Genomic DNA, 23,103 nt, shown 5'->3' with positions numbered 1-23,103 from the left:
TCATGTTTGAAATAACTAGCTACTAAGCACGGAGCAAGCCATGGAACACGTGACCTTCAACAGCCTCGGCACCCGCTGCGCCGGCGACCTCTACCTCCCCGAGACGAACGACCCGGCCCCCGGCCTGGTGCTCGGGCACAGCGGGGTGATGGTGAAAGAGGCGCTGGCCTTCTTCGCGCCGTACTTCGTCAAAGCCGGCTTCGCGGTGCTGGCCATCGACTACCGCACAGTCGGCTCCAGCGAAGGCGAGCCGCGCCGCCTCGACCACCCGGAGCGGCAGGTGGAGGACTTCCGCAGCGCCGTGTCCTACCTGCAGTCCCGTCCCGAAGTGCAGCCGGAGCGGATCGGGGTGTGGGGGGTGAGCATCGGCGGCTCGGTGGCGGCCCAGGCCGCCGTGCTCGACCGGCGCATCAAGTGCGTCGTGGTGCAGAGCCCCAGCGTGTGGAACGGATGGCGGTACCTGGAACGCCTCCTGGGCCGGGCCGGCGTCCATGAGCTGCGCGACCGGCTGCAGGAGGACTGGCAGCGGCGCTACGAAGGCGGGCAGAGCGCCCGCGTGCCGCACCTGACGCTGGAGGGCGACACCGTGAAGGACACCCCGGACATGTCGACCCGCCTGTTTCCCACGTACCGCAACGAGAAGACCCTCGACTCGGCCGAGCACCTGCTCACCTTCGCCCCGGAGAACCTCATCCACCGGCTCGCGCCGACGCCGCTGCTGATGATCGCCAACGGCGGCTGGGACCCGTACCACATGCTCGAGGAGGCGCAGAGCGCCTTCGCCAGGGCGGGCGAGCCCAAGCGGCTCGCGGTGCTGCCGTACGACGTGCTCGGCCTCTACACCGGCCCCGGCCTGGAGGAGGCGATGGCGCTCGCGATCGACTGGTTCGACCTCTACCTGCGCAGGACGCGGCTCGCGGACATCACCCCGACACCCACCTACGAGCAGGTGGCCGCCATGACCCAGTGAACCGGCACCCGATCAACACCGGAGAACGCGACCATGACCACTGAGGAACAGCAGGTGGGTGGGACGGGTCCCATCACCGGACGCACCCTCGGCCGGCTCATGACCTGCGATCCGGCCCCAGCAGTCCGCCGGCCAGATCACGGACGTGATCCAGGCCGGCCGGGCCTCACGGCCATCGGCCTGGGGGTCGCGTCTCCTGACTACCGCATGAAGGACGACGCCTGGCAGAAGGTCATCCAGCGCAAGCTCGAAAGCCTCAGCACGTTCGGCGAGATCGCCGACGAAGGGCTCGACATCGCGGGCGGCGGCGAGGGACACCGCACCGAACGCATCAAAGCCGCCCACCACTCTCTGACGTGGCTGCAGCACATCGCGACCCGTCATCCGCTACGCCGTTAAGGAACCCCCATGCACCGCTGGCGACCCAAGCTCGGGCTGATCCAGGAAACCCTGCTGCTCACCCTCCACGCCAGAGCCCTGGACGCCCGGCAGCCCAGCCCGATCCTCGGCGACACGCTCTCCGCCGACCTGGACAGCAGCATCGATTACGACTTCGGCAAGCTGAAGGTCAAACCCAACCTCGTCCTCACCACCGCACTGCGCGCCAAGAAGCTCGACGACGTCGTCCGCGCCTACGTCGCCGCTCACCCCGGATGCGTGGTCCTCGACCTGGGCTGCGGCCTCGACACCAGGGTGTTCCGCTGCGCTCCTCCGCCCGGCGTCGACTGGTACGACGTCGACTTCCCGGAAGTGGTGCAGCTGCGATCGAAATGCCTGCCCGGCCGCTCCCACCTGGTCGGAGCCGACCTCACCCGTTCCGACTGGCTCACCGCCATCCCCGGTGACCGGCCGGCGATGATCGTCGCCGAGGGGCTGCTCCCCTTCATGCCCGGCGACTCCTTCCAGTCGATGACCCGCGCGCTGGCCGGCCACTTCCCGTCGGGCGAGCTCGCGCTCAACGGCTACACCCGCTTCGCCGCCTGGGCCATGAAGTACCACCCGACCATCAAGGCGCTCGGCATCAAAGCCGCCCAGGGCTTCGACGACCCCCACGAACCGGAGTCCTGGGGCGCCGGCCTCGAACTGATCGAGGAGCAGATCCTCACCCGCGCCCCGGAAACAGCCAGCTTCCCGCAACCCCTGCGCGCCCTGACCCGTCTCACCGCCCGCAGCACGACCCTGTCCCGACAAGGCGCCCGCATCCTCCGCTACCGCTTCTGAGCCCGCACGGGCGACGGTGCCGACAAGCGGCGAAAACGTACGCGAGCACGCCGACAACAAGATCGCACGCCATATCCTGGCGCACGTTTCCGTTCACCCACCCTCCCACGGCCACCCCCGCCCGCCGAACCGCCCTCCGCCGGCACATCCAAGACAGCCCGCCCCGCCGAACGCATCTCTGCCCTGCCCCACTACGCCAAACGCACCTCGCAACCTGCCGCAACGTGAAGGCATCTCCGCCACGCCCCACAACGTGGAAGGCATTTTCGCCACGCGGCAGTACCGGGGTTGAGGAACCCAGGAACAGCCGTTGACGCTGAGAATGATCTTGCGCAAAAGGTGATGTCCAGCTTCGGCGTGCGACCGCTCTACCTGGCGGTCTCTGGCCCGTGGGTGATGCGGTGGATGGTGGAGCGTCCGACGCTGTACTCGGTGGCCAGGTCGGCCAGGGACACCTCGCCCTCGGCGTATCGGCGGCGGATGGAGCGCCGGGCGGGTTCAGGCAGTTTGGGTTGCTCGCCCTTGAGCTTGCCGTTCTTCTTGGCCAGGGCCATGCCTTCGCGGGTGCGCAGGTTCCCGAGGTTGGCCTCGAACTCGGCGACCATGGCAAGGGTCTGCAGGGAATCCGCCCCGGCGACATGGTTGGTCAGGCGTTGCAGAACCAGCCGTTCTGTACCCAGCCGTGCGCGTTGACGCGGCCGTACGCGAAGCCGTACACCCATTCCTTGTAGGCGCCGTCAAAGCCCTTCACGGTGAAGGTATCACCGCGCCGCAAGACGCCCACGACATCCCGTACCTGCAGATCCGTCGCGCACACTGTGAGCCGACGGCCGATGTCGTCACTGCCCGCGTACGGGTAGGGCCCAGCGGCGTGTGCGGCCGCGCCGGTTCCGGCGACCAGGGCCACGAACGCACCAGCGCCCAGCGTGAGACGCGCGAGGTGATTGCGGATTCGCATCGAGTCAGTCTCCCCTTCTTCGTCGTTCCACCCCGGCGGGGTGGTTGCGTACGGCACGATTTCCCGTGTCGCGAACCTGCGCCAGCGCGGGCGGGACGTGGGATGCATGGGAATCCCCACGTGCCCGTCGGCCTGCGGTTTTCATCGACAACGATGGGATGGGAACGGGATGAGTGGGACGGCGGGACCTTCTCGGGGAGCAGGCGGCTGGGACGCACGCCCACCGGATGCCTGCCGGGAACTCGTAGCACTGCTGCGGAAACTCGGGCAGGCGACGCGGAAGAGAACACAGCGGGAACAGGCCGACGTGCTCGGGATTTCCGACAGCACATGGTCGCGCTATCTCAACGGCGACATCCCGCCAGACCAGACGTTGCGGACAATGCTCGACCGCGCTGGACTGCCGATTCAGCAACAGCACGTCTACCTGGCAGCCCGGCGGCGCGCCGAGCACGCCGTACGGATGACCGCCCCCTCACACGACGATCATCAGCCGGTCGGACCCTCCCCCGTCGACGATCAGCAACCGATAGAACCGTCCACGTCGTTGGAACCCTCGCCGCCGCGGCGGCTGCGCCGCTGGTGGCCCGCGGCGGCCATACCGTTGATCGGGGCCGGGATCTGGGCGTACAACCTCTGGAGCCCAGATGAGACACCCGCACTTTGTGATCGTTATCAGGTTACGGCGGAGACCTTGTCAGCCCGGACGCCGGCCGGAGAGCAGACTGGGCGGTACTTCCACCGAGGCGAGTTCCTCACCGTCCGGCTGCGGGAGGGAACCTCCGGCAGCAAGTACTGGTACGTCGCGGACGACCGCGGCCAGGCCGCCTGGGTTCTCCCCTCGGAGAGATGGTGGCGCCCGAGTTGTGCCGCCAATCCGTGATCGAGCCCGTCGTTCCGGATGACCGGGAAGAAGCTGGCCGACGAGGTTACCTGTCGGTAATGGTGCGGTGATTCTGTCCGGCCACGGCTCCGGCGCAGCCTATGTGGGGCATATTCCGGTGGTATGCCACTAACTTCTCTATATGGCGGTGCTCCTAGGTGAAACCGCACGCAAGGCCTGTGGCCCGCAGGACAGCAGGCCCAGCGGTGGATCACTTCGGCAGGCCAGGAAGGAAACCGCATGCCGTCATCGCGGCGGCGAGCGCCAGACTGCCCAACCGAACCCCACCGTGCCGTAAAGCACAATCTCTGTCGTGACCTGCGACAACGCTCTACCTGACGGCCCGTGGCACGAACCCGGGCGCCGGGCCCTCGTGGGCGGTTTCACGTAGTGAGCAGGTGACCTGTGCTGCCTGTCCGCCCTTCTGCCCTGGCGCCGAGGATGATGGCGGGCATGGATGAGCCGAGCAACTTCACCGTCACCATCGGCCTGCATGAGGACTTCATCGTCGCCCGCGTCGTCGGCGAGCTCGATTACGCCTCTGCCGGGCTGCTGCACCAGGAGATCAAGGACGCCTGGGCGACGACACAACCGGCCGGGCTGGTGGTGGACCTGAGCGGGCTGACGTTCTGCGACTCAATGGGCGTCGGCGTGCTGGTACTGCTGCTGCGGCAAAGCCGCGAACAGCAGAGCAACCTGGTCTTGTCCGGCGTCCCGCCCCTGCTGGAGCGCATCCTGACCATCACCGGCCTGCGCACCGCCTTCCAGGTCGAGACGTCGGTCGAAGAGGCCATCCAGGTCATCCATCCAACACTGGGGCCGGGGGTCGAACAGCCTCCAGGTGAGCCTGAGCCTGCCTGAACCGACGCGACAGGCCGCCACACCTGAAAGATGTTCCGCGCCATAAAGTGTCCAGGTTTGTGAGGCTTCGACTTCGTTCCTGCGGAGGATCTCATGAGCACCGGCGATCCCGCAGACGGTGGCCCCACCTGGACCTTCCTGACCAACCACGCCCGGGTACTGCGCCTTCTCGCCGACAACCCGCAGGCACGCATCAGCGACATCGCCCACGCGATCGGCATTACCCAGCGCGCCGTCACGGGCATCATCAGCGACTTGCGCGAGGCCGGCTACATCGAAGTGCCGCGCGAAGGGCAACCCAGCCAGGGCAGGTGCAGCGTCCGGCCGGCCGGGGTTCGCAGCGCGTGGATGCTGGCGGAGACCTCCCTGAGCGGGGAGAACGCGAACCTGATCGAGGTCACCTCGTAGGCGGTGAACGTCAGCGTGGGCATGCCCGGGTTCCTCCGGGTTCGGCTGCCGCCGAATGTATCGCGGACGGCTCTGACCGGGCCACATCATGAGGAACGCGGTGGCCGAGGGGCCACGCCGTGAAACAAGGAGTGGGCCGTGTCCAAATCAGTGCTCGACATGTCGATGTCCCTCGACGGGTACATCGCCGACCCCAACGACTTCCTCGGCGGCGACGACGGCGAGCGGCTGCACAAGTGGGCCGACTCCGACCAGCATCCCGGGCCGGTCAAGCAGTTCCAAGACGAATGGAACGGGGCCGGTGCGATCCTCGCCGGACGGCGGACCGCTGAACTCATGGACCACTGGGGCGGCTCTCACAACGGTCTGCCGATCTTCGTCCCCAGCCACCGGCCGCCCAGCCCGGCCGCCCGGTGGGGCTATCCGCTGGTGACCTACGTGAACGACGGCATCGAAAGCGCGATGGCACAGGCGAAGGCCGCCGCCGGGGAACGAGACGTCCAGATTCGTGGCGGCGCGTACACGGTGCAGCAGGCCCTCCAGGCCGGAGTGCTGGATGAAGTGCAGATCCACCACATTCCCGTACTCCTGGGCGCAGGACGCCGGTTGTTCGACGTCCTGCCGTCGGAGATCGAGTTGGAGATCATTCAGGTCCTCGACACGCCCGAGGCCACCCACATCCGCTACCGCGTCCGCCACTGAGCTGATCGGCCACGCACCGGGCTGGGCGTTACCGGGGGCGAGGGACAACGGGACAGTCATTAGCGGTACGGGCTGTTCAAGCAGATCAGGGCGGTGCACGACCAACCGTGTCGAGTGAGCTCTTCGGCCCGAACAGTGAGCTCTTCGGCCCGAACATGGCGGGATAGTCCGGCGCGACAACAAGATCTTCAGTGTTTCCGAAGGTCGCGGCGACCATGCGCACCATGATCCATCTCGCCGCCAATGGCTGTCCCCGCGTTCCCCGACCTCGACTACGCCGAACGCCTCTCGCAACCTCCCGCAACGCCTCTCGCAACCTCCCGCAACGTGGAAGGCCTCTCCGCCACGCCGTACTACGCCAAACGCATCTCCGCCGCCACCGCACGTTCCCGCAACTGCGCCGCCTCCGCCCGCGCCGACTCCAGCTCCGCCCGTAGATCCTCCAGCCGAATCCGCTCCAGCCGCAGCTCCCCCTGCAACCGATCACGTTCCTTGACAGCCGCATCGGCCCGCGACTTCTCCCGCGAGACCGCCTTACGCTCGCGCGCCACAGCCGCGGCCCCCTCCTCTTCGAGCGCCGCCACCTTCCCGGCCAGCCGCTCCACCTCCTCAGCCGCCCGTGCCGCCTCCTTGAGCGCCACCGCACGGTCCCGCTCGGCCTCGGCGGCCGCCCGCTCGGCCTTGACCGCTCGCTCCACGGCCCGGTCGCGCTCCTGCGCCGCCGCCTCCTCGCGCGCCTTGGCCCCGATCGCTTCACGCTCGGCCTGCTCACGGGCCAGAACGGCCGCCGCCGTCTCTTCCCGGGCGCGCTCCGTCTCCTCCCGAGCCAGAGCCGCGTCCTCCTGAGCCTGTACGACCTCCGCCCGCGCCTCCTCGACCTGCCGTCCGGCCAGCTCGACCCGCTCGGCCAGCTCCTGAACGGCCTGATCCCTGGCCTGCTCGACCAGCTCGACCCGCCGGGCCGCCTCCTCGGCCCGGCGATCGGCCAGCTCGGCCCGCCGCTTGGCCTCCTCAGCCGCCTGCAACGCCTGCCGTTCGGTGCTCGCCGCCTCCCGCAACGCGGCCAGCGCCTGCTCACGCGCCCGCTCGGCATCACTCAGCGCGGTCTCGCGCTCCTGCTCGGCCTCTTCGAGCCGCGCCCGCATCTCGGCCGTCTGCCTGCGCGCGTGCTCGGTGGCCTCGCGCGCGATCCGCACCTGCTCGAACGCCTGCTCCCGCTCCGTACGCGCGATCGCCACCCGCGTGTGCGCCTCGGCCTGCACAGCACTCAGCTTCGCCTCGACCCCGGCCGGGCTCAGCTCTTCCGCCAACGCCCGAGCCAACGGCTCGATGGCCGCCGCCAGCCCACTCTCCATCCGGTCGTACAACTGCTCGGCCCTGGCCAGCGCCCCTTCCAGCCCGGGGGTGGCCCGCCGCAGCTCCCTCTCCCGCTTGGCCGCCGCCTGGCAGTCCTTCTCCGGACAGTACGCCTTGGGCCGCCCTCTCCCCCGCCGCTGCTCAATCGGCGCCCCGCAATGCTGACAAGGCGTCACCACGCCACTCTCCACTGTCACGCCGCCAGTGTAGCATTTTCGATTTTCCAGAAAATAGAAATCAGAAAATCGATTCCGTTGCACCGCTCGAAGCGTGCCTCTACTTGCGAGAAGGCAGAATTCCCGCAAGTAACCGGGCACCGACGGAGATCACCCCAGAGAACGCTGCCGTGGCCTGGCCCCGGGTCAGGTGTGACGGGGACCCGGGACTCTACTGACGGGTAGCTACGCTAAGGACAGACCCCTGGTACTGATCTTGAACTCCCGTGACGAAGTGCCGTGTTCGCATTCCCGGTCTGCGAGGCGAGGACATGAACCATCAACCAGCCCGAGGCCGTGACTCGCCTGTGCCCGACCTGCCGGTCCACTGGCCCAGGGACCGACGACACGGTGGGCACCCTGTGGACCGAGAACGGGGTGATGATCGAGCAGTTCCACGCCGCGAACTGCGCGGACTATCTCGCGATGGCCTAGCCAGCTGACCAGCCACAGGAGGTCACAGGTCACCGCCACCAGCGTGCGCGCACCTGGAAGGCCACCTCGTAAACCAGGCCTGCCACCTGCGGAGCCCGCCGGAGCTCCTGCAGCGCGTCGGCGTCGGCCACCGGGCCGAGTTGGCTGGCGTCCACCCACTACCAGCATCCGGAGGTTGCCTGGGTCCCCGATACCGTCGGCGACCGCCCGCACCGCGGCCTGCGCGCTGCCGGCCTCGGCCGGTGCGAGCAGCCGATACGACAAGCCCGTGATGACGGCATCGCGCCCGAGGCCAGCCTGGATCCGGGCGGCAAAGGCGAAGCCGCCCAGCGCCTCGTAGGAGCCGGCCACCGGCGAGTTGGCCCAGACCAACGCCACCAGCGCGGCGCCGATGAGCAGCAGGCCACTGACCGGATCCGAGCGCAGCGCAGCGATGATCCGGGTGAGAACAGCAGGCATGAAGGAACGTCTCCCAAGACGGTACGAAGGGGTGCGAGCCGACCGCGGGGAGGCGAAAGCCTCAGCCCGCGCGCCTCCGCCGAAGTGGTGAGCTCAGGCGTCCTTCGGTGGGCAGACGCTCGTGATCGCGCCCCACGTGCTGACGTAGCCGTTCGTGCCGATCGGCCGGAACCCCAGCGGCCGCAACTGCCGGGCAGACCTGCCCGGCAGGGCTGCGACGCAGAGGCGCATGCGAGGGTCAACGTGCTGCACTGCCGCCTCCTTCGCGACCTCAGCCTGCCGTCTTGACGCCGCCTTACAGGCTCGATACGGAGCCCGACCGGAGTGGAGTCAGGCCGCCGTCCCGGCCGGCTCCGCCTCGGCCAGGGCCCGGTAGACGCTGGCCACCGAGGGGTGCCGGCCCTTGTTCTTGCCGGTGGGGATGACCAGCTTGCGAGCGATGTCGGGCACGGCAATGCCGCGCTCGCGCAGCGACCGCGCGTAGGCGATCATGTCGTCGTCGAACACCTTCGGCCGCCCGCCGTGACGGCCGCGCTCGCGGGCTGAGGCCTGGCCTTCGAGGGACTTCTCGCCCACGTACTCCCGTTCGGACTCGGCCATCCCGGCGAAGAAGGCGAACAATGCCGCGCCGTGCCCGGAGGGGTTGTAGATGCCCTGCAGCGGCCCAGTCAGCAACTCCAGTTCGATGTCGTGGTGGCGCAGGTCCTCGGCGATGGCCAGCAGTTCGGCGGCGCCGCGGCCCAGGCGCTTCATCTCGTGCACGGTGAGGATCACCCGCTGGTGCGGGACGGCCTGCTTGATGGTGCGGGCGTAGTTCATCGCCTTGATGAACTCCGGCCGTACCTTGATGCGCGTGCTGATCTTCTCGGCGAAGATCGGTTCGCAGCCCGCCTGCTTCAGGGCGTCGAGCTGGCTGTCCAGCTCCTGCTGCGCGGTGCTGCACCGGGCATAGCCGACCCCGGGTCGGCCTGGCCGCCGGCGCCGACGCGTCCACCGCCGGGCCCGCCTGCCAGAGGCGGCCCGGCTTGCGCTCGGCCGGGGTGCGCACCTCCAGCTCGGTACGCAGCTGCGGCACCAGCATGAAGCGCGGCGTGTGGTACTTGGGTGCGACCTTTCCGCCCCGGGTCCGGCAGGCGCTGCCCGCCGGTGCTGCACACATCGGGCAGTCGAAGGCTTCGACGGCGGCGGCCGGATCGGCGAGCTCGGTCATGTCGCAGAACCTGCCGCAAGCGATGTTCTGAGAAGACAGTTTTGCGAGAGGTTATGAGAACGAAGATCAAGGATAAACCGGACAGGGTCCCGGCGTTTGATCGTCTTCTCGGAACTGACCATTTCTGAGAACACAAACAGTCACGACCACTACACAGAGCTACCGTGGCTCCGGTCACTCCAACCTGAGTGGTGAGTCCAGACGATGGTGGCGGGCCGTCGGCCTTCGACTCCGCGGGAACATTTGTCCAAGACTGATAGTCAACCGCCTATGCATAGTTTCCGCATGAATGAGTACGACATTGAGCACTCGCATGGGATGCACGTGGTCCATGACGGCCCGCGGCAGGCGCCGCCGTTGTTGCTCATCCACGGATCGGGGGCCTCGGGCGGCTTCTGGGGTCCGGTGGTCCCGGCGCTGGCCGGCCATCATCATGTCATCCGGGTGGATCTTCCGGGTTGCGGCCAGTCCCCGCCCGCGCCGTCGTACGACGTGCCCGCGCAGGCGGGCCAGGTGGCGGCGCTGCTGGACGACCTCGGCCTTCGTCACGTCGCCGTGGCCGGGCACTCCAGCGGCGGCTACGTCGCCACCGCGCTCGCCGAACAACGTCCCGACCTCGTCGGTGCGCTTGCACTGATCAGTAGCGGCCCGAGCCCGGATGCGCTCCTGCGGCAGCCGTTCATCCTTCGGCTCCTGTTGGCCCCGCCGTTGGGCCCGCTCCTGTGGTCGAGGCGTTCGGATGCGATGATCCGCAAGGGGGTCAGCGCGACGGCCGCTCGCCCGGTGAACCTCCCGGACGACGTGGTCGCCGACGTGCGGGCCATTACCTACCGCGTGATGAGAACGGTGCTGCGCCACAACACCGCCTACATCGCCGAACGGAGCATGCCCGAGCGCCTGGCCGCCCTCCAGGTCCCCGTGCAGGTGATCTTCGGCGCTGCCGACCCCCGTTGGGAGCCGTCGTCGGCGCACCGCTACGACGCGGTGCCGGACGCACGGGTCGAGCTGCTGCCCGGCGTCGGGCACCTGCCCATGCTGGAAGCGCCAGAGACGGTCGGCGAACTGCTGCTGAGCTTCACGGCAACGGGCCGCCGACAACCCATGATCCCCGATGCCTAGACTGGCCAGGTGTTGCCGACCGGTACGCCACCCGGCCGGGCGTGGGTGGACGTCGCAGTCCCACGCCCGTCGGTTCGGCTGCCGGGGGTCAGCATGGCCGGGTTCCGCCATCGTGCCCCGGCCTTGGTGGACATCGCCATGGTCGCGTACCCGTCCGTCACCCTGCTCGTCGATCTGAGCGAGGGACAAGGCGTCGTCTACGAAACCCGTGGCCGGCACGAGCGCGGCAGTGTCGTCGTCGGGCTCCTGCCCGGCGATCTCCGGGCAACCGGCCGGGGAGTCGGCCAGTTGCTCCAGATCCGGCTGGATCCGGTCGCGGCAGCTGCGTTGTTCGGCGCGTCGGCCGAGCTCAGCGGGACGGTGGTAGCCCTTAAGGAGGTCTGGGGCCACGACGCCGGCCGAGCCGAGGACAGGCTGCGCGCCGCCGCGTCATGGGACGAACGCTTCACCATCGCGGTGGACATCCTCGGCCGGCGGCTGGGCGCCCACCCGCCGGTCGATCCGCAGATCGCCTACGCCTGGCGGCGGACGCTGACCATCGGGGGGCGGGTGCGGGTCGACGGCCTGGCGGACGAGGTCGGCTGGAGCCGCAAGCGCCTGTGGTCCCGTTTCCGATCCCAGCTCGGCATCACCCCCAAACGCGCCGCCCGGCTGGTGCGCTTCGACCACGCCGCCCACCTTCTCGCGGCGGGTCACGCCGCCGCCCGCGTTGCCGGCGAGAGCGGCTACGTCGACCAGTCCCACCTGCACCGGGAGGTCGCGACGTTCGCCGGGCTCACGCCCACGGCCCTGGCCGCCGCGCCGTGGCTCGCGGTGGACGATGTCGCGTGGCCGACTTCATCGCCCGCCGGCGCAAGCACGCCCTCCTGCGAACGCCCGCCCAGACCCCGCCGAGACACGAGCGCGCGCGGGCGACGGTGTTGAGGAACAGGTCAGCCGCTGGTCGCACCGCAGAGGGCCGACGTCGCTACGAGATTGAAGCGTTTGCATATTCGCGGCCCGCTCGTGCCGGACGGCTCGGACGACCGCCGATCAGGCCGAGATGAACGGCTCCGTCAGGTGCGGTGTCGCCAGGTGCAGTGTGGTGCCGGTCTCGTGGCCGAGCATGCGCTTCCTTGAGTGCCTGGCCGCCTCAGGGTCGAGCTCGTGCGAGTAGGCGAGCTCGGGGTGGAGCAGTTGGAGCGCGTGCACCAGGAGGTCGCCGGTGACGAGCGCCAGCTCGCGCCCGTCGGCGACCAGCACGCTCTGGTGACCGGGCGTGTGGCCGGGCGTGGCGACCGCGCGCCCGGCGCGCAGCGGCGTGTCCCCGTCGAGGAGCCGGAGCTGACCGGCCGCCGAGAGCGGGTCGGTGAGGGTCTCGCGTAGCTGCGGGTTGAGCGCGTCGAGCGCGTCGAACTCGGCCCGCTGGAGCAGGTATTCGGCGTTCGGGAAGTAGGGGCGGCGGTCGCCGGTCGTGCTGCCGGACGTAGGGGCGCCATCCACCGCGCCGCCCATTGACGGGACAGCCGCCTCGGTCACGACCGCCCATCCGACGTGGTCGGTGTGCAGGTGCGTGAGCACCACGGTGTCGACCTCGGCCGGATCTATGTTCGCGGCGGCGAGCGACTCGGGGAGCACGCCGGGCACGGGCGCCCACGAGACGGCCGGACCGTCCGCCGGGCCGATTCCGGCGTCCACGAGGGTGAGGCTCTTGTCGCTGCGGATCGCGTATGCGCGGAACTGGAGCCGCCAGCGGCCCTCGGCGTCGACCGCGCCCGGGTCGTACCGGTCGGCCTCGGCCCACTGACCGGCCGTGGCCTCAGGGAAGGCCTCGCCGCGCGGGGAGAAGAACGGGCCCTCGCCATCGGCGAGGGCGATGATCTCGGTCGAGCCGATCCGCAGGTGAGGAACGCTTGGGGACATGGCTGCGATCCTGCCATGCCATGCACGCGAGTGATCATTCGCCCTGCTGCCGGCACCTGAACGTGCTGCGCTCGCGGACCACGGCCTGTGCGGTCCGCTCCTTGCCCCGTACGACAGGGCACGCCCGCGCGCGGGCGGTCCTCACGGACCTGGAAGCCGCCGCGCTAACGCCGCTGACCGTTCCATTGCTGCTCGCCCCCGTTCTTCAGGCGCGGGACCGTCCGGCACTGACCGTTCGAGAACGGCTGTTCGGGCATTGTGCGGCTCGATTCGACCCGCCCCAAAGACCAGAAACACCCGCATGCTCACCATGGTTGGTCGCGGGCGGCCAGCCCGCGCTTGGTGATGAGCGCGGCCAATGCGGCGATGCCGGGCTTGGCGACCGGCGTCAGCCCGATGTTGCACGACTGGGCCACCAGCAACGCCGCCAGGCTCAGATCGAGGTCGTCGCGGTGCGCCTGCGACCCGGAGATGTGCGGCATCGCGTCCAAGAACCCCGTCCGGGCGTTGACCTCCAAGATCAGCTCCGGGTAGTCGATCCGGGGCAGCATCCCCGCGACCGCGTCGTGAATCGCGGCGAAACCCTCAGGGTGCGGGGCCGCCTCCAACCGGGCCGGCGACAACTTCCCGCCCGAGATCCTGGCCGCGTCGTTGCCCGCCAGACCCTCCCCAACCTGCCGGAACGCGCCGTCCGGAAGGTCGGCGAGGTCGGCCAGGTGCTCGGCGGGATCCGCCGGGAGGCCGAGCGCGGTCAGCACCGTGTCCCGCTCTCGCACCCACAACAGGGGTTCGATCAGCTGGACACGCGGATCGGCCCACTTGTCGGAGCAGACCGCGTACACGTCCCGGCGACGCAGCGCATCGTGCAACAGCTTCAGCATGCAGAACACATAGCCAGGCCGGTCGATCGCCGGGGCCTCCAGCTTCGGATTGGCGAACACCAGCCCACGCCACGACCCCGTCACCAGACCCTCGAACCCCCGGGATGTGCTCGGCGCCCGGCTTGCGGGCCGCGATCACCTTCGGCAGGCCGCGCAGCGCGGAAAGGACCTCGATGCCGGCCTCGGTCGCGGCCCCAGGGGATCACCGCCGACAGCATGTCGATGAACGGCCTCACCGTCGCGTACCGGTCGAGCAACGACGCCCGCTGCGGACGGTCGCGCCGCTGGCCCGGGATCCCCGCACCGGCGTCGCCGTAGGTGACATGTCTGTGCTCGATCTCGGTGGGCGTTTCGTCGAGCGTCGCCTCGACCGCGAGAACCTGGAACGGTCCGCCCGGCTGGCCCTCGACGGAGTCCTCGCACCCGTGATCACCGCCATCCACCCGCTCTCCGACGCCCCGGCCGCCCTCGCCACCGTCGAGAACGGTCACACCTCAGGAAAAGTCGTCATCAAGGTGGCATGAGAAGTGCCCTGCCAGCCGATGCCGTCGACCGTCCCTTGCGGGCTGACGAGTTGGCCACTCCCTGCGCGAGCGGGTGCTGTGGCGGCTCCGCCACGAAACGGCGGCCCGGGCAGAGGAGATCCTCTCGCTCAACATCGAAGACCTCGACCCCGGGTTCCGGCGTGCCCACGTCGTCTCCACGGAGGGCGCCCTCGAACACGTGCACCGGGCCACCGCCGTACCCGAACCGCAGGCCAAGATCGGTGCGGCGTGGGGGGTGTCTCCGGTGAGCGGGGCCCATAGGTCGTCCAGGTCGTTGCGTAGCTGCATGACGAGGGCGATGGGGGTGCCAAGCTCGGTGATGTCGTCGACCTGTCCGGGGGCGGCGGCGTCGGCCAGGGCACCCAGGCGGCAGGCGGCGCGGATGGTCGGCCCCGTCTTGGCCTCGGCCGCCCTCAGGCAGGTCGCGGGGTCCGCGGGCCGGCCGGTGGTGTGGTCGAGGGCGAGGTCGGCGAGCCGGCCTTCGCTGTTGCCTACGACGCTGTCCATCAGCGCGGTGATCATCTGGTCGCGGCGGTGGTAGCGGCTGGTGGCCAGCATGCGCACTGCGAGGGTCAGCAGCGCGGTGCCGGCCTCCAGGACGAGCAAGACCGCTTGCGCGGTCATGCGGAGGAACTCGTCTTGGATGATCCTTGCTAACTGGCGAGGAGGCGTGCCTCCGCTCCCCCGCTCCCCCGCGGCGTTTCGCCGTGCTCGACGACCTGGCGGTGGCCGAGGTGCTCGCCGAGGCCTTCCCGCGGCGGGCCCGGCCGGCCGAGCCGGCGTCTGACCCGGCAGCGTGAGACCGCCCGGCACTACGGCGGTCTCACGCTGCGGCATCGCCGCTGGCCAGGACGACGGGTGCGCCATAGGAGCCCACGAGCAGGGCGTTGATCCCGGTCTCACCGTGTGAGCGGCCGTTCCGGCACCTGAACGCAGGTCGCGGTAGTCGGCCGCTCATCCGAATACGAAACTTGTGTTGCGTAATTGCGCGAGGCGGTATAGCTTCTATTTCGCTACCTCGGTATCGAAATGGGAGGCATAATGACACCTCGCGGACGCCCGCGTGACACGCAGGTGGACGAGCGGGTGCTGCGCATCGCCGCCGCCTTGATCTTCGAGCGCGGCTACGCGGGCCTGTCCATCGATGAGGTGGCCGAGCAGGCGGGCGTGGCCAAGACCACGCTGTACCGGCGCTGGCCGACCAAGGATCACCTGGCCGTCGCGGTCGTGGCGCGCCTGCAGGCCGACGACGAGATCACCGACACCGGCGACATCCGGGCCGACCTCGTCAACTACCTGGAGAAGATCGCCGCCGCGCTCAACCGCATGCGCGCGGCAGGCGGCCGCGAAGGCCCATCCGCAGGGGTCGCCGGCGAGCTCGTGGCCGCCGCGGCCAGGCACGAGGACATCGGCCGGCTGGCCCGCGAGCAGTACGCCAGACGCAACGCCATGGCGCTCGCCCTGATCGAGCGGGCACGCGTGCGCGGCGAGCTGCGCGCCGACCTGGACGCCGAGGTGCTGTTCGACCAGCTGGCCGGCGCCCTCTACTACCGCGTACTGATCACAGGAGCGCCGGTCGACCGGGCCTACGCGGAACGGCTCGTGTCCTCCGCGCTCGAAGGGAGCCTGACATGTCCACGATCGTAGAAGCGGCCATCGTCCGCGAGATCGACGCCGAGACCATCATCTCGCCCACCGCCACCGGACGGCTGCTGCTCGACTCCAGCGACACCGGCGGCGCGCTGAGCACCATCAGGATGACGCTCGCCGAAGGCGCGGACGGCGCCGTGCCCCACCACCACGCCGCCTCGACCGAGCTGTTCTACATCTTGGCGGGCAAGGCCCGCGTCCTGGCGGGCGAGCAGATCGTGACCTTGGAGGCGGGCGACGTGGCGGCCGTGCCCCCGCTGATGCCCCACGCCTTCGCCGCCGCCCCCGGCCACACCGCCGACCTCCTCATCATCGTCGCCCCGGCATCCAGCGCTTCGAGTACTTCCGCCTGCTCGACCGCCTGCGCAGGGGCGAGGCCACCCTCGAGGAACTGCTGGCCTCTCAGGACGTGTACGACAACCACTTCCTCGACAGCCCGGCCTGGACCCGCGACCGCCAAGCGTCCTGAGCCCCCACCAGCATCGAGGGAGATTTCCTGATGTCCGCAAAACTGCCCTCTCATACCACGATCGGTACTGTTCTCGCTTTCATCGGCGCCCTGTTCATCGGCTATGTCGGGGTGAGTTATCTGCTGGCTCCCCAATCCATGGCGCCCAACTTCGGCCTACCGAGCTGGCCGCACGGCGAGGGCGCGGGGTTCCTTGCCGTCAAGGGGGCCCGGGACCTGGCGTCCGGCCTGGTGATCCTCACGGTCCTGGTGAGAGGCAACCGCCGCGTCCTGGGGTGGGTCATGCTGGCCACGGCGGTCACCCCGATCGGCGACATGCTTATCGTGCTGCTCTCCGGCGGAGAACCCGCAACCGCCTTCGGCGTGCACGGCGCCACCGCCGCGGCGGTCATCCTTGCGGGCGCCCTCCTGCTCAGCGGTTCCCGAGCCCGGTCACCGCAACCCGTCGCCTGACAGCCAACCCGACAGCCCAACGTCGGCCCGCCGGCTGAGCCATATCCCGCAGTGGCACCCCCGTCACGCCGGACCCTGATCCCACAGCGCTGATCAGCGCCCATCGCGAAATCGGACCGCAGTCCGACAGGGTCCTCCCGCCCCCCGAAAGTGAAGGTCAGCCCCCATGAGGAAGATCCTCAACATCGCCCACGTCTACATGATCGTCGGTCTGGTCAGCGGTCTCTACTACCGCGAGATGACCAAGCTGACGGGTTTCACCGGCGACACGCAGTTGGGCGTCGTCCACACGCACCTGCTCGCGCTGGGGATGCTGTTCTTCCTCGTTGTCCTCGCCCTGGAGAAGCTGTTCGCGTTGACCTCCGTCCGGCTCTTCGGCTGGTTCTTCTGGGTCTACAACGCCGGCCTCACGGTGACCGTCCTCATGATGACCCTGCACGGCACTCTGACCGTCCTGGGCAAGCCCAGCGGCGAAGCCATCGCGATCGTCTCCGGGCTGGGACACGTGCTCCTGACGGTGGGACTGATCCTGCTGTTCGTCACGCTGGGCAAGCGCATCCCCGCCAGGTCCGCGTCGGCGGGCGAGCCGGCCACGGCCGGCACGCCGCAGCATGCGGCCCGCTGACGGCGTTCGGAACACTCCCCTCATGGGGCCTGCTCTTCGATCAGGGCGGCGAGGCCGTACTGGAAAGGTCCGTCAATGTCCGGCCGTCCACCGCAGGCGCCGTACACGATGACCTTGCCGCATCCCGAGAGCGTCACCTGCCCGGCCTGCCGCGAACGCGCTCCTCGACGTCGCCAGGAGGCCGGGCTCGTCCCAGCCCCGCTCTTGCCAGGGTCCGGCCGCAGGCCGATCCTGGAGCGGGGCGACGCGACCGGCGGGGGACGAACCATGTCTCGACACACAGCATCCGTAGCCGTCACCTGCGTCCTGATCGGCGGCCTGATCTCGGGCTGCGACCAGAGCGACTGTGCCCCGAAGGCGATCGCCGGCGTCTACGAGACCTATTCGCCTATCATGCTCGCCGTCCTGCCTGAGGTGGTGCCGAAGGCGATCCCTGGGATCGCGGTCAGTCTCGGCCTGTTCGCGGCGGACGCCCTGGCGCGATACCTCATCGAGCACGCGGTGCCGAAGGACAAGACGTGGCTGCTGATCGAGCAGACGCTCCACGGGCAGCGGCGGACGAGCGTGTTCGAGCTCGGCACCGATCACGAACTCAAGGTCAGCGTGAACGGCACGCAGCTCAAGCACGTGGACCTCTACGTCAAGGAGCGGCAGATCAAGGTGATCATCCCACCCGGCACCGCGGCGGAGGTCGCCGTCACCGACGCCGGGAACGGTGACGCGGTCGCGGTGCGCGGCACCGTCCCCGGAGACTTGGACGGCTCCCTCGACCTCGACACCGGCCGCACCTCGCCGGACGACTCGCCCGCGGCCCGCGCGGCGGACATCCAGGTTGAGACGTTCGGCTTCAACGTAGGTCCGAGGCTGGTCAACGGGGCGGCGGCCGCGCGGTTCGCCGGGACCGGCCGGCCGACGCTGCACGCCTGCATGTCCATGCCCTCCACGGCCTGGACGAGCGAGTTCCAGGACTGGCAGCCGGGAACCCAGGACCGCTCCTGGTGCATCAGGACCAATGCCGGGCACTACGGCCTCGCCGTCCCGAAGCAGACCGGCGTCTTCTGGATCGGCCCCGCCGCGGACGCCGGTGCCATCTCCTACCTGCTCTGGGCCCAGCCCGGCCTGCCCGCGGCCCCCGCCACCACCGTCCCCGGGGCGCGGACCGACGAGTGCTGACTCGGGCATGCGCGTACTGCCCGGTGGTTTTACCAGGTCAGGGCCGGATGGCGGATCTCCAGCTCGCGCAGGGCCGGCGTGCCCAACGCGAAGCCGTGCCACGGAGACGAGAAAATGATCTTCTTCAACAGACCGACGCCGCAGGGTTCGTAGATCGCGTACCGAACGCGTCCGAGCGAGGCCGGCCTCTGGGATGCGGTGGCACGGTGACATTCCCCGGTATTGAACGAGCCGCTGCGTCACGTGACAACCCTGGCACTGTGACGCTGTCTGGGGTCGGTCGGGGTTGCGTCTGCAGGAGAGGACGTGACATGGGAGCCCAGATAATAGGACTTCTATTAGAGATCCTATGACACTGTCTGGTGCATGATGCATTGCAAGTCGTATCATCCGAGCATGGCCAAGACGACATCGTTCAGCTTGAGTGAAACCGCCCTCGACCTCATCGCGACCGCAGCCGAGCGAGAGGGATTGAGCAAGTCCGCATGGATGGAGAAGGCCGCCGTTTACTATGCCTTGGTGAAGGGCGCGCCGGCCGATCACTCCAGCGACGAAGTCCTCGCCGAGGCGCTCGCCGATGAGCAGGAAGCCGCCGCCGCCGATGACGAGTTCCACGGGCGAGGCGCAGCGTGATCCAACTCCAGACCGGCGGGGTCTATCTCTACTCCCCCAAGGGAATCGCCCGGGAACGCTTGATGCTCGTCATCTCCGCGCCCGGCGTGGTGGACTCCCGCCGGCGCTTCATCACCGGACTGACCGTCATGTCCTCCCATGACCATGACACCCTCACGGTCCCCATCACGGTCGAGGGCGCCCGCCGGTACGTCAATACCACCGAGCCCCAGCGGCTGATCCGTGACTGGTTCATGGAGTACCACGGCACCCTGTCCCCTCAAGAGATGGAAGCCGTCCGCGCATACCGACGCCTCGCGGAGGACCTGTGAAGGCGGGGTCGGCTGACCTCGTCGCCGTCAGCGACGAGCCGCCCGGCCGGGCCGGGACGGGCGTGGCGAACGGCCCCCGCCCAGCGGCGGGGGCCGCTACTTGTGCGGCGGTCCTTCTCACAAGCCGCCGACCGCTCGGGGGGCTGTCGGGTGACGTGGTATCTGGCCGCGCGCACCTGATGGGACAGGCGGACCCCGCACGCGCCTGCGTCAGTTGTCGTCGTCGTTGTCAACGGTGACGCACTGACTCTCGTCGTCGTGGTCCAGGATCGGGATCGCGATGATGTTGACCTCCACTTCGCAGACGTTGAGATTGGACAGCAAGTCGCTGTCGTTGCCGAAGTTGATCAGGCCGAACTCGTCAGCGACGTCGCCCTCGCCGTCGTCGTCGCCCGGGTCGCCGTCTTGGGCTTGGCTGGGAACGGCGGTGAGGGCGTGGGCGGGAACGGTGGCGAGGCCGATGGCGAGCAAGGCCGGCACCGCGACCGCAGCCGCGCGAAGCGCGCGTCTCATGGGGGAACCTTCCTGGTCAGGGGATTTGTCGTAAGGTTCCTACCCGCGCCATTTTCACTTAGCGTTACAGTTTCATTACTTTCTGTGATGATCGCATGAGGTGCGACGAGCGCCCGCACCGCAGGGGCGGTGTCCGCTGGGGGAACGGCGAGATCCGCCCGGTCACCCAGGCGGATCTCACCGCGACGATCCTTGAGGCTCAGGTGAGTGCTCTGCGTCTGACGGCGGCAAGACCGGCCGCGATGAGGACGGCGGTGACGCCCGTCATGATCGCGATGGCTGTGGCCGTGAAGGGCTCGCCAGAGATGACCATGGGCAGGCTGGGGTAGGGCACGGCGTCCTTGGCGATCCAGTAGTCGATGCCGAGGATCGGGCCGAGCACTTCACCGAAGAGGTTGACGAACAGGAAGGCCGCCCAGGAGATCGCGGCCGCGGCGCGAGGGAGCAGGCCGAAGGCCACGACGCCGACCCCGGCCAAGGTCCAGGTGGCGGGCACCTGGACCAGGGCGCCGGCGAGCACCAGGTCGGCCTCCGGTCGGCGGTCACGATCATCCATCCTTCGCCGCAAGCCGGAATCGTCTTCCCGTGCATCCGAAAAGGAAGGGCCGGACAGCCGGGTGGACCAGGTAATCGCCGAGGGCGCCGACAACATGGGCGCTTGGTGTGCTCTGGGTTGAGTAGGGGTGGATTTCTGGATTCTTGTGCCGCTTGATGAGAGGAAAGTGGCATGGGACGACGGGGCTACCCGCCGGAGTTCCGGCGCAAGGTACTGGACATGCTCGAAGCAGGCCGCACGGCCACCGAGCTGGCGCATGACCTGGGCATCAGCACGCAGGCGATCTACACCTGGCGTCGCCAGGACCGCATCGGTCGCGGTCTGGAGCCGGATCTGACCAGGGGCGAGAAGGCCGAGCCGGCCGCCGCCAGACGGCGCATCGCCGAACTGGAGACCGAGCTGCAGACCACCCGCCGGGCGATCGAGCGCATCCGCGAGGCGGCCCCCAAAAGGTTTGGCGTCGAGCCGATCTGTCGGGTACTCGGCTTCGCGCCGGCGACGTACGACGCGGCCCGGAGCCGGTCGCCCTCGGCCCGCGAGCGGTGCGACGAGCGGGTTCGTCGAACGAGCCGAGCCGACCGGAGTGCCGATCATGCCGCTTCTCTGCTGTCCATACGTTCGCCACGCCGGCCACGTCGTCCATGTGTACCCGGTCATCCATCTCGACGTGGGCCTCGCCGTCACCTACACCGGCGCCCGTGCCGCAGCCCTGGTGGCGCAGAGCCTGGAGGTGGCGCCGTTCGCCAAACGGCTGTTCTTCTCGGACGCGTGGGCTCCGGCCGAGCTGCACCATCTCGGCGCGACGCTGTGGCGCAGGGCGCTGGTGCGAGTCCTGGGCGAGTTCGTGGCCGACGGGGAAATGGTCGACGGGCCAGGCGGCGCGGGGGTGGCCATGGTGGGCGCCGGGAACGCCCGCCGCGTCTACGACCTGACCGCCCCCAGGCTCTGATGCCGTCCCGCTCCAGGGGCCGGGGACGGCCTCACGGTCTCACTCCTTGATCGACAACCGCTCGACGTCGGCGTCCTCAAGGTGGACTGGGTTGTCCGGCATCGCCGAATACGTGCCCGCCGAGGTGACGACGTACTTCGCCTGCTCCGGGTTGAGGAGCGAGGCCGGCGAGTCGGGATAGGTCTCCAGGAACAGCATGTACGTGACGCCCGACTTCAACGGCGTCGCGTCCGCCTCCTCGTACGTCACGCCGTCCAGCGTGCCGCCGAGCTCCTTCACCTGGATGACCTGCCCGACCCGGGCCAGCCCCTTGCGCACCTTGACCACCTCGACGGAACTGACCGTCATGACCGTGGGCGGCGCGGCGGGCGGGGCCTCCGCGTCGGGCGTGGCCCCGGCGTTCGGATTCAGCTGCGGATCGGTCTCGGTGCCGTCGTCCGCCGGTTCGACCTCCGTCATGACCCGCTTGGCCCCGGTCAGCCGGCCCTCGATCACCAGCTTCGCCCCGGCGAACAGCGCGTCGACGCTGTCGTAGGCCGGATAGTCGGCCGCGTAGATGACGTTTTTCTCCTCCGCCGCGCAGGCGGACAGCAACAGCGCAGCCAGGGCGGACACCCCGAGCCGCCACATTCGAGCCTTCATCGACTTCGACTCCCGTTCTCCTCGTGAATGTCGTCGGGCGGGGCCGGTCAGTAATAGGCGTTGACGTCCGAGACGTCATGCGACTGCGGTTTGGTCATCGTGTCGCGATTTCTGCTGCTGTTCATGATGGAGGTGGTGCTGTTGTGCGCCAGATTGAGCGCGTGCCCCAATTCGTGCACGAAGACGCCGGTCACGTAGTTGGAGAAATTGCTCGCGTCCCGATTGATGGTGCGGCTGTTCAGCTTGATGTACAGGCAGCTGTCGCCGCATCGGGTGTAGTGCCCGTACCAGGTGTTCCGGTACGACTTCACGGTGATCGTCGAGCCGGAGTTCCGGTTCTTGTAAATGTCGGCGGGGGAGGACGTGGCATTCCAGTTGGCCAGCGCCTTGTTCATCGGCTTCTGCCACGTGTCGTTGTAGTTGTAGGGGTAGAGGCCGATGCGGGCGATGAGCTGGCCCGTCCCGTTCCAGTGTGCGGACGCGGGGGTCGCGCTGATACTCACGCAGACGATGCCGGCGAGAGTCGCGGCCAGCAGTCGCGAGGCTTTTCTTTTCGCGTTCCGGGCGCGGAGGTCTGACAATGCCACGATCCACTTCGATTCTTCTCGGGCAGGGCGGAACAGCGTGACGAGTGGAGGAACTGCACGGTCACCGGTCGCGCCCGGACGGGCGGCCGACGCGGTCTCGGCAAGGCGTTCTTACTACGGGCGGTTCACGTCGGCGGAAACCGTTTGCACGCTGTGACGGTACTCGACGCGCAGTTATACGCACAAGATCAACGCAGAGTTCCGGAAACCATCGTCTCCGTCATACCGGCCGGTCCTCCCAGGTGCGCGGAAACTGCCCGGACACCGACCCTGAGAAATCGAGCGCTTTTCATTCTGAGTCGCGGCCTCCGTCGATGAGCTGCAGGACGAGGATGGCCTGCACGATCGTGGTGGCGCGGTGCGGGCAGCAGCACAGCCGAGGCTCTCCGGTAGAGGCATCGGATCTTGGTCGACTGC

The 23,103-nt window shown here is 68.8% G+C and carries 33 protein-coding genes and 2 pseudogenes; 19 read left to right on the top strand and 16 right to left on the bottom strand.

Annotated elements, in window-relative coordinates:
• The first annotated feature begins 40 nt into the window (after positions 1 to 40).
• The 3 genes from KIS93_RS07445 to KIS93_RS07435 all read left to right on the top strand — a co-directional run bounded on the left by KIS93_RS07445 (position 41) and on the right by KIS93_RS07435 (position 2,191).
• Complete coding sequence (locus KIS93_RS07445; protein WP_080038735.1) at positions 41 to 970, top strand: alpha/beta hydrolase; 930 nt, start codon at positions 41 to 43, stop codon at positions 968 to 970.
• Between the two features lie 207 nt (positions 971 to 1,177).
• On the top strand, positions 1,178 to 1,369 hold the full coding sequence (locus KIS93_RS07440; RefSeq protein WP_186403953.1) for a hypothetical protein: 192 nt from the start codon (positions 1,178 to 1,180) through the stop codon (positions 1,367 to 1,369).
• A 9-nt stretch (positions 1,370 to 1,378) separates the two neighbouring features.
• Positions 1,379 to 2,191, top strand: a complete 813-nt coding sequence (locus KIS93_RS07435) for a class I SAM-dependent methyltransferase (RefSeq protein WP_080038734.1) — start codon at positions 1,379 to 1,381, stop codon at positions 2,189 to 2,191.
• Between the two features lie 368 nt (positions 2,192 to 2,559).
• On the opposite strand, the gene KIS93_RS07430 is transcribed toward KIS93_RS07435, so the two are convergent.
• Positions 2,560 to 2,796: a hypothetical protein gene (locus KIS93_RS07430; RefSeq protein ID WP_222107313.1), complete on the bottom strand. Its 237-nt coding sequence runs from the start codon at positions 2,794 to 2,796 to the stop codon at positions 2,560 to 2,562.
• A gap of 41 nt (positions 2,797 to 2,837) precedes the next feature.
• On the bottom strand, positions 2,838 to 3,149 hold the full coding sequence (locus KIS93_RS07425) for a hypothetical protein (protein WP_222107312.1): 312 nt from the start codon (positions 3,147 to 3,149) through the stop codon (positions 2,838 to 2,840).
• A gap of 106 nt (positions 3,150 to 3,255) precedes the next feature.
• Here KIS93_RS07425 and KIS93_RS07420 point away from each other — a divergent pair, with 106 nt between their 5' ends.
• From KIS93_RS07420 to KIS93_RS07405, 4 genes are all read left to right on the top strand, one after another.
• Positions 3,256 to 4,032 carry a helix-turn-helix domain-containing protein gene (locus KIS93_RS07420; protein WP_329607766.1) on the top strand — a complete coding sequence of 259 codons (777 nt, stop codon included), beginning with the start codon at positions 3,256 to 3,258 and terminating at the stop codon, positions 4,030 to 4,032.
• 453 nt (positions 4,033 to 4,485) lie between these two features.
• The gene (locus tag KIS93_RS07415) at positions 4,486 to 4,893 is read left to right on the top strand and encodes an STAS domain-containing protein (protein WP_186403952.1); all 408 of its coding nucleotides are present in this window, start codon (positions 4,486 to 4,488) and stop codon (positions 4,891 to 4,893) included.
• Between the two features lie 93 nt (positions 4,894 to 4,986).
• A complete protein-coding gene (locus KIS93_RS64775; RefSeq protein ID WP_080038731.1) occupies positions 4,987 to 5,301 on the top strand; it encodes a helix-turn-helix transcriptional regulator in 315 nt (104 codons plus the stop codon).
• 138 nt (positions 5,302 to 5,439) lie between these two features.
• Positions 5,440 to 6,003 carry a dihydrofolate reductase family protein gene (locus KIS93_RS07405; RefSeq protein ID WP_080038730.1) on the top strand — a complete coding sequence of 188 codons (564 nt, stop codon included), beginning with the start codon at positions 5,440 to 5,442 and terminating at the stop codon, positions 6,001 to 6,003.
• 85 nt (positions 6,004 to 6,088) lie between these two features.
• Here the strand turns inward: KIS93_RS07405 and KIS93_RS67335 are convergent, their stop codons facing one another.
• The 6 genes and pseudogenes from KIS93_RS67335 to KIS93_RS68895 form a co-directional block, all read right to left on the bottom strand.
• Positions 6,089 to 6,220 (bottom strand): hypothetical protein, encoded by a 132-nt coding sequence (locus KIS93_RS67335; protein WP_268966956.1) that lies wholly within the window; start codon positions 6,218 to 6,220, stop codon positions 6,089 to 6,091.
• A gap of 136 nt (positions 6,221 to 6,356) precedes the next feature.
• Positions 6,357 to 7,556 (bottom strand): coiled-coil domain-containing protein, encoded by a 1,200-nt coding sequence (locus KIS93_RS07400; RefSeq protein WP_080038729.1) that lies wholly within the window; start codon positions 7,554 to 7,556, stop codon positions 6,357 to 6,359.
• 204 nt (positions 7,557 to 7,760) lie between these two features.
• Entirely contained in the window at positions 7,761 to 8,468 is a 708-nt protein-coding gene (locus KIS93_RS68900) for a Na+/H+ antiporter NhaA (protein ID WP_080038728.1), read from the bottom strand.
• Between the two features lie 93 nt (positions 8,469 to 8,561).
• Positions 8,562 to 8,720, bottom strand: coding sequence for a hypothetical protein (locus KIS93_RS07390; RefSeq protein ID WP_155127254.1), 159 nt, complete (start codon positions 8,718 to 8,720; stop codon positions 8,562 to 8,564).
• A gap of 78 nt (positions 8,721 to 8,798) precedes the next feature.
• Complete coding sequence (locus tag KIS93_RS07385; RefSeq protein WP_230466484.1) at positions 8,799 to 9,368, bottom strand: recombinase family protein; 570 nt, start codon at positions 9,366 to 9,368, stop codon at positions 8,799 to 8,801.
• A gap of 196 nt (positions 9,369 to 9,564) precedes the next feature.
• Positions 9,565 to 9,627, bottom strand: a pseudogene (locus KIS93_RS68895) (hypothetical protein); the annotation flags it as partial.
• A 336-nt stretch (positions 9,628 to 9,963) separates the two neighbouring features.
• Between KIS93_RS68895 and KIS93_RS07380 the strand changes: the two are divergent.
• Together KIS93_RS07380 and KIS93_RS07375 are read left to right on the top strand one after the other, a co-directional pair.
• Positions 9,964 to 10,797 carry an alpha/beta fold hydrolase gene (locus tag KIS93_RS07380; protein WP_080046738.1) on the top strand — a complete coding sequence of 278 codons (834 nt, stop codon included), beginning with the start codon at positions 9,964 to 9,966 and terminating at the stop codon, positions 10,795 to 10,797.
• 126 nt (positions 10,798 to 10,923) lie between these two features.
• Entirely contained in the window at positions 10,924 to 11,721 is a 798-nt protein-coding gene (locus KIS93_RS07375; RefSeq protein WP_230466169.1) for a helix-turn-helix domain-containing protein, read from the top strand.
• A 108-nt stretch (positions 11,722 to 11,829) separates the two neighbouring features.
• Here KIS93_RS07375 and KIS93_RS07370 read toward each other — a convergent pair whose 3' ends face one another.
• Positions 11,830 to 12,699 (bottom strand): MBL fold metallo-hydrolase, encoded by an 870-nt coding sequence (locus KIS93_RS07370; RefSeq protein ID WP_080038727.1) that lies wholly within the window; start codon positions 12,697 to 12,699, stop codon positions 11,830 to 11,832.
• Between the two features lie 305 nt (positions 12,700 to 13,004).
• Positions 13,005 to 13,580 (bottom strand): Tn3 family transposase, encoded by a 576-nt coding sequence (locus KIS93_RS07365; RefSeq protein WP_155127248.1) that lies wholly within the window; start codon positions 13,578 to 13,580, stop codon positions 13,005 to 13,007.
• Between the two features lie 323 nt (positions 13,581 to 13,903).
• Here KIS93_RS07365 and KIS93_RS07360 point away from each other — a divergent pair, with 323 nt between their 5' ends.
• Positions 13,904 to 14,104, top strand: coding sequence for a zinc-binding dehydrogenase (locus KIS93_RS07360; RefSeq protein WP_222107309.1), 201 nt, complete (start codon positions 13,904 to 13,906; stop codon positions 14,102 to 14,104).
• Here the strand turns inward: KIS93_RS07360 and KIS93_RS07355 are convergent.
• Positions 14,075 to 14,749 (bottom strand): polyprenyl synthetase family protein, encoded by a 675-nt coding sequence (locus tag KIS93_RS07355; RefSeq protein ID WP_186403951.1) that lies wholly within the window; start codon positions 14,747 to 14,749, stop codon positions 14,075 to 14,077. The genes KIS93_RS07360 and KIS93_RS07355 overlap by 30 nt on opposite strands.
• A 199-nt stretch (positions 14,750 to 14,948) precedes the next feature.
• Complete coding sequence (locus tag KIS93_RS68890; protein WP_155127245.1) at positions 14,949 to 15,083, bottom strand: M55 family metallopeptidase; 135 nt, start codon at positions 15,081 to 15,083, stop codon at positions 14,949 to 14,951.
• Positions 15,084 to 15,166: 83 nt separating this feature from the next.
• Here KIS93_RS68890 and KIS93_RS07345 point away from each other — a divergent pair, with 83 nt between their 5' ends.
• From KIS93_RS07345 to KIS93_RS07315, 7 genes are all read left to right on the top strand, one after another.
• Entirely contained in the window at positions 15,167 to 15,772 is a 606-nt protein-coding gene (locus KIS93_RS07345; RefSeq protein ID WP_186403950.1) for a TetR/AcrR family transcriptional regulator, read from the top strand.
• On the top strand, positions 15,757 to 16,275 hold the full coding sequence (locus KIS93_RS07340) for a cupin domain-containing protein (RefSeq protein WP_222107308.1): 519 nt from the start codon (positions 15,757 to 15,759) through the stop codon (positions 16,273 to 16,275). The genes KIS93_RS07345 and KIS93_RS07340 overlap by 16 nt, the downstream gene beginning before the upstream one ends.
• Entirely contained in the window at positions 16,275 to 16,697 is a 423-nt protein-coding gene (locus KIS93_RS07335) for a DUF4267 domain-containing protein (protein ID WP_080038722.1), read from the top strand. Before KIS93_RS07340 ends, KIS93_RS07335 begins: the two co-directional genes overlap by 1 nt.
• A gap of 166 nt (positions 16,698 to 16,863) precedes the next feature.
• A complete protein-coding gene (locus KIS93_RS07330) occupies positions 16,864 to 17,322 on the top strand; it encodes a DUF2871 domain-containing protein (protein ID WP_080038721.1) in 459 nt (152 codons plus the stop codon).
• A gap of 267 nt (positions 17,323 to 17,589) precedes the next feature.
• On the top strand, positions 17,590 to 18,495 hold the full coding sequence (locus KIS93_RS07325) for a hypothetical protein (RefSeq protein ID WP_155127242.1): 906 nt from the start codon (positions 17,590 to 17,592) through the stop codon (positions 18,493 to 18,495).
• Positions 18,496 to 18,891: 396 nt separating this feature from the next.
• Entirely contained in the window at positions 18,892 to 19,128 is a 237-nt protein-coding gene (locus KIS93_RS07320; RefSeq protein WP_080038719.1) for a hypothetical protein, read from the top strand.
• Entirely contained in the window at positions 19,125 to 19,439 is a 315-nt protein-coding gene (locus KIS93_RS07315) for a hypothetical protein (protein WP_080038718.1), read from the top strand. Before KIS93_RS07320 ends, KIS93_RS07315 begins: the two co-directional genes overlap by 4 nt.
• A 210-nt stretch (positions 19,440 to 19,649) precedes the next feature.
• Here the strand turns inward: KIS93_RS07315 and KIS93_RS07310 are convergent, their stop codons facing one another.
• Entirely contained in the window at positions 19,650 to 19,952 is a 303-nt protein-coding gene (locus KIS93_RS07310; RefSeq protein WP_155127239.1) for a hypothetical protein, read from the bottom strand.
• A gap of 199 nt (positions 19,953 to 20,151) precedes the next feature.
• Positions 20,152 to 20,508 (bottom strand): hypothetical protein, encoded by a 357-nt coding sequence (locus tag KIS93_RS68885; RefSeq protein ID WP_080038716.1) that lies wholly within the window; start codon positions 20,506 to 20,508, stop codon positions 20,152 to 20,154.
• A gap of 171 nt (positions 20,509 to 20,679) precedes the next feature.
• On the opposite strand from KIS93_RS68885, the pseudogene KIS93_RS68880 reads away from it, so the two are divergent.
• Together KIS93_RS68880 and KIS93_RS64755 are read left to right on the top strand one after the other, a co-directional pair.
• Positions 20,680 to 20,850, top strand: a pseudogene (locus tag KIS93_RS68880) (transposase); the annotation flags it as partial.
• Between the two features lie 301 nt (positions 20,851 to 21,151).
• A complete protein-coding gene (locus KIS93_RS64755) occupies positions 21,152 to 21,457 on the top strand; it encodes a hypothetical protein (protein ID WP_186404014.1) in 306 nt (101 codons plus the stop codon).
• A gap of 39 nt (positions 21,458 to 21,496) precedes the next feature.
• Here KIS93_RS64755 and KIS93_RS07290 read toward each other — a convergent pair whose 3' ends face one another.
• On the bottom strand, positions 21,497 to 22,099 hold the full coding sequence (locus KIS93_RS07290; RefSeq protein WP_155127234.1) for a hypothetical protein: 603 nt from the start codon (positions 22,097 to 22,099) through the stop codon (positions 21,497 to 21,499).
• A 47-nt stretch (positions 22,100 to 22,146) separates the two neighbouring features.
• On the bottom strand, positions 22,147 to 22,686 hold the full coding sequence (locus tag KIS93_RS07285; protein WP_155127231.1) for a zinc metalloprotease: 540 nt from the start codon (positions 22,684 to 22,686) through the stop codon (positions 22,147 to 22,149).
• Between the last annotated feature and the right edge of the window lie 417 nt (positions 22,687 to 23,103).

It is taken from the genome of [Actinomadura] parvosata subsp. kistnae, from assembly GCF_900323885.1.
GTDB lineage: Bacteria > Actinomycetota > Actinomycetes > Streptosporangiales > Streptosporangiaceae > Nonomuraea > Nonomuraea composti.
Note: the sequence above shows the minus strand (reverse complement) of the source record. Positions and strands in the feature narration are given on the sequence as shown.